Raw genomic sequence first — 4,091 nt, 5'->3', positions numbered from 1 at the left:
AGGTGATGACGCGTTCGCCGATGGCGTCGGACTCGACGGTGAGCCGGGCACGTTCCCGGGCCATACGCACTGCGGCCGTGAGGGCATCGAAGGTGGCCCAGGGCGGGGGCGGGGTGGTGTGGCCGTCGGGTCCGTCGAAGCGGATCACGGCGTGGAAGTGGACCAGGCCGCGCTTCTGGTACTCGGCGACCTTGGCGAAGGAGACGCGGAGAGCGGCGTTCAGTGCCTTCTGCGTCATACCCAGGTGTTCGGCCAGGGCGCGGCGCAGGTAGGTGGTGAAGCGTGCCCAGAGCTGCCCGGCGTGGGCGTTCCAGAGCACGGCGCCCGTGTAGTCGTAGGTGGTCGGGTTCAGCGGGGTGCCGAGTTCCGGTGCCTCTTCGGTGTGGGTGGTGCCGCAGGCGCAGGGGCGGGGCTGACCTGCGTCGGTGGTGGTGCGGTTGTGGACCGGGCCGAAGGAAGGGGCGGTGAGGGTGACGAAGGCGCGGGGGTGGTCGCGGACGGTTTCGGCGACGTTCTTTCCGCCGGAGAGTCCGGCCTTGATCAGGTGGTACGTGTCAGCGGCGTACACCCGCGAGCAGGCGGGGCAGCGGGAGGCGCGACGGTTGCCGCAGGTGGTCAGCAGGCGTCCGGACGGTTCGTCCTCGGAGCGGTAGGAGCGGACCACTTCCTTGCTGGCGGGGTCGGTGGTGATCGACCAGCCGTCGGCTATGTTCCCCCGCTCGCGGCACCGAGGAGCAACCTGCGCAGGCCCTTGAAACGACAGCGATGTGACACCGGTTCGTGCAATCCACGCCACTCCTCCTTGGTCGGCTTCCGGGCCACCTGAAGGCCCCGACTCATCTGCTACAGGTGTCAGAAAGCGGGGCGGTGTGACAGCCGCCGCCCAAAAATCTGTCCAACGGGATGGCCGGGAAGGTCCCGACCGGTCCCGCAACGGCATCCTGCAAGCCCTTGCCTGTGGATAAAGTTCGGCGACCGCCAGAGCAAATAGGCTCTTATATGGGTGTAGCGGACCTAATCGACGCAGAAAGCTGCGAGCGGCTGGGAAGACGAGACCAGGGCTTGGCCGCACGATCGGCAGAGGCCCGGCACGGCGGAGCTGTTCAGAGTTTCTTTACTGGATCAAGGCGGCCCGCCTGCGGCGGACCGCGCGCGCTGGCGGCCACGGGCCGCCGCCGCTCCTGTCTGCCGCCCCGCTCCGGCGGCCCCCACCCGCTCAGCGCGCGGCATCGCCGAGGCGGAAGACCAGCTCAGGAAGCAACCCGCCAGTCCGAGTACCAGGAGCAAGCCGACCCTGCGCCAGGCGCGATCTCTCCCCTCAACCGCTCGCCGATTCAGAGCCGCAGGGCCCGCGAACCACAGGTCGTGCCGTGTTGCCCGGCCGTGTCACCAACGCCCAGGCAGGATCGGGGCATGGGCCGCGACGCACGAAAGAAGCGTGGCTGAGGCCGGTACGGGGTTGCTGGAGACACACGTGACGGGTGTTCGTTCGGCGCACCCACCGTCGTGGTCGACTTTCGGTGGCTCATGTCAAGGCCCCTCTCCAGTGCAGTGACAAGGAGCCGGGGTGCGGCGGCGCCCGCATCCGAGCGCGCCAATCGCCCCGGTACCATCGGCATCGGGGTCCTGATCAGGGCTTCCGCGACCGGACCACCCGGAATGCTGTCCAGGCTGAGGGGTGGTCCGGTCTTTGGACGACTGGGTCTCGTTGTGGGATGGCGGCGTTGGGAAGCGCCTGGCCCTGGATTCAGCTCAGGGACTTGCCGACCTCGTAGATCGTCGGCCTGTCCCCGGGCGCGTGGCTGAGCATGGCCTCGATCAGTTCCCCCATCTCGCCCTGCACCTTGACGGGTCGGCGCTTGCCGTCCGCCACGGCCTTTCGCTGCACGGGGCGCGGGGCGTCGTCCGGGTAGTCGACCGCCCGCCAACCCGTGGCGGAGATGAGCAGTGCGGCGCCGAGCGCATAGATGTCGGCTTCGCGCGTGGGCTCTGCCACTCCGGTCGCGAGCACACTGCGCGCGATCTCCGGTGCTTCGTAGTGGACGAGGCAACCCCGGAACGGGAAGTCATACCCCTCGGGCACGCGACCACCGCTCGCCAACGCCAGGTCGATCAGGTGCGTTCGATCCGGACCGATGATGAAGTGCGCGGGTTGTACGTCACCGTGGGCCCAGCCTTTCGCGTGCAGTTCGGCCAGGGCCTCCACACAACCCAGAGCCACGCTGGGGTCCGGTTCGATGCGCGACTCCGGATCGCGGCAGGGTTCCCACCGCCGATAGAGGTCCGGCCCCTCGCGCCACGGCTGGAAGTTCCAGGTGCCGCCGTCCCACTCGCCGTACGCGAAGTCGTGGAAGCCGAGGCGGTACAGCACGGCGCCCTCGCGTGCGGGTGCGAGCGCCGTCCAGGGCTGGGCCGGCCAGTCGGCCGTTGCCTCGATGGGGTATCCGACCTTCACGGCGTAGTGGCCTCGATGGCTTTCGACCTCCCAGACCATGGAGCCCCGACGATTGAGGACCAGGCGCTGAGCCGTGGGCATGAGTGCGTCGAGCACGACGATCGGCAGTTCGGGGGGTGTCCCAGGCAACGTCTGTTCTCCTTCCGAGCAACGCGGCCGACGCCGTACCCGAGGCCGGCCGCGTCGCTGGTGTCGTGTCCCTACGCCTGACCGTACGGACGGCCGCAATCCGCGTCGCACTGCGCGAGGTTCGTGCCGTCCACGGTCCAGAGGTCGTCGAAGACCATGAACCCGGCCGCCTTCATCGCGCGGGCGGAGGCGGCCACCTTCTCCGGGTCACGCGCCCCTCCACCCGGCTTGGGGTTGTGGTGGAGGAAGCGGCCCGCGAACCGATCGCACAGTTCGGCGTACTCCTTGGTGTGCAGGATGAGCGCGTGGAGGCCGAGATCCACGTCGTCCGACGGGACCATGGGAACGGTGGCGGTCGCCGCAGTCACCACGAAGGCCACCGCCTGGTCCGCGATCCGCTCGGCGCGCTCGCGCGTCTGTCCGTTGTGGACCATCATGAAGTGGATGAGGCTGTCGAGCAGTTCCTCACCAGCCACCGCACGACCGGTCTTCTGGTCGTTGGCCGTTGCCGTCATGCGAATACTCCTTGAGTGTCGCTGTGCTCTGGCACTTGCGCCCGCGCCGGTTACCGAGGCGGGGACCACGGGCCACCGGGGGTTTGGAAGGCCGGCCCCGAACGGGGAAGAGGGAGCCAAGGAAGGTGTCATCCCGTTCGGGACGGCCGGTCTACCGGCTGATACCGAGGGCCATACCGATCACCAGGCCGCAGGACCCACTGACCACGACGATGAACAGACCCCTCGCGAACCGGCCGATGGCGCGCATCACAGGCCACCCCGGCTGTTGCCGTTCTTGACGGCAAGACGGGCGCTCAGTTCCTCCCGCGCGGTCGGCGCCACCAGGTTGTTCGGCAGGGCGTCCCACTCGACACCGCCGCCGATGGGCCTTATCTGCACCCTGGCGCCGACCTCATCCATGACGACGCCGATCCGTCCACTGGCAGTGTCTTTCGCCAATTCACCGATGCCTGGTCTGGTCTGCTGGTTGCTCGCCATGCGGCAGAGCATCCCGCCGCCCAGCAGGACGCCAGAACCCCCGACGCACCCCACTTTGGGACGTCCTGCGTCGGGTAGAACGTCCCTAGTGCCGTCCCTGCGTATTAGGAGAGATTGGGATGCCGAACGAGAGGCTACGTGCTGCCATGGCGGCCGGCGGATGGACGTACGCCGCCCTCGCGGACAAGGTCGAGGTCGATCCCAAGTCCGTCGAACGGTGGGTCAATCTGGGGCGTACGCCGCGTCGAGCCACGGCCATGCTGGCAGCGGAAACACTAGGAGAAGACGTGCACGCTCTATGGCCTGCGCTCCGGCAGGCACGCCCCGCCCGCGCCGTCAGCCCGGAACTTGTGGCCCTCTACGACCAGCGGGCAGACATCCCCGTGTCGACCTTCGTGGACATGCTGACCCAGGCCCGCGAGCACATCGACGTGTTGGTGTACGCCGCTGTTTTCCTGCACGAGGCGTACCCGCGGCTCAATGACCTGCTGCGAGAACGAGCTGCCGATGGG

At 68.3% G+C, this 4,091-nt stretch carries 4 protein-coding genes and 1 pseudogene; 1 reads left to right on the top strand and 4 read right to left on the bottom strand.

Annotated elements, in window-relative coordinates:
* The 4 genes and pseudogenes from ABD350_RS29000 to ABD350_RS28985 all read right to left on the bottom strand — a co-directional run.
* A pseudogene (locus ABD350_RS29000) lies at window positions 1-700 on the bottom strand (replication initiator); the annotation flags it as partial.
* Between the two features lie 1,047 nt (window positions 701-1,747).
* On the bottom strand, window positions 1,748-2,584 hold the full coding sequence (locus tag ABD350_RS28995; protein WP_344351645.1) for a protein kinase family protein: 837 nt from the start codon (window positions 2,582-2,584) through the stop codon (window positions 1,748-1,750).
* 71 nt (window positions 2,585-2,655) lie between these two features.
* The gene (locus ABD350_RS28990; protein WP_344351643.1) at window positions 2,656-3,099 is read right to left on the bottom strand and encodes a glycine-rich domain-containing protein; all 444 of its coding nucleotides are present in this window, start codon (window positions 3,097-3,099) and stop codon (window positions 2,656-2,658) included.
* Window positions 3,100-3,348: 249 nt separating this feature from the next.
* On the bottom strand, window positions 3,349-3,579 hold the full coding sequence (locus tag ABD350_RS28985; RefSeq protein ID WP_344351641.1) for a hypothetical protein: 231 nt from the start codon (window positions 3,577-3,579) through the stop codon (window positions 3,349-3,351).
* A 119-nt stretch (window positions 3,580-3,698) separates the two neighbouring features.
* On the opposite strand from ABD350_RS28985, the gene ABD350_RS28980 reads away from it, so the two are divergent.
* A partial coding sequence (locus tag ABD350_RS28980; RefSeq protein WP_344351639.1) for a helix-turn-helix domain-containing protein occupies window positions 3,699-4,091 on the top strand: 393 nt, incomplete at its 3' end.

The sequence above is a fragment of the Streptomyces nogalater genome, from assembly GCF_039532885.1.
In the GTDB taxonomy this organism is placed as follows: Bacteria; Actinomycetota; Actinomycetes; order Streptomycetales; family Streptomycetaceae; genus Streptomyces; species Streptomyces nogalater.
Note: the sequence above shows the minus strand (reverse complement) of the source record. Positions and strands in the feature narration are given on the sequence as shown.

Excerpts from the sequence above, each read along its gene's own strand:
- ABD350_RS28990 (WP_344351643.1), bottom strand. The coding sequence starts at position 3,099 with ATGACGGCAACGGCCAACGACCAGAAGACCGGTCGTGCGGTGGCTGGT.
- ABD350_RS28985 (WP_344351641.1), bottom strand. The coding sequence starts at position 3,579 with ATGGCGAGCAACCAGCAGACCAGACCAGGCATCGGTGAATTGGCGAAA.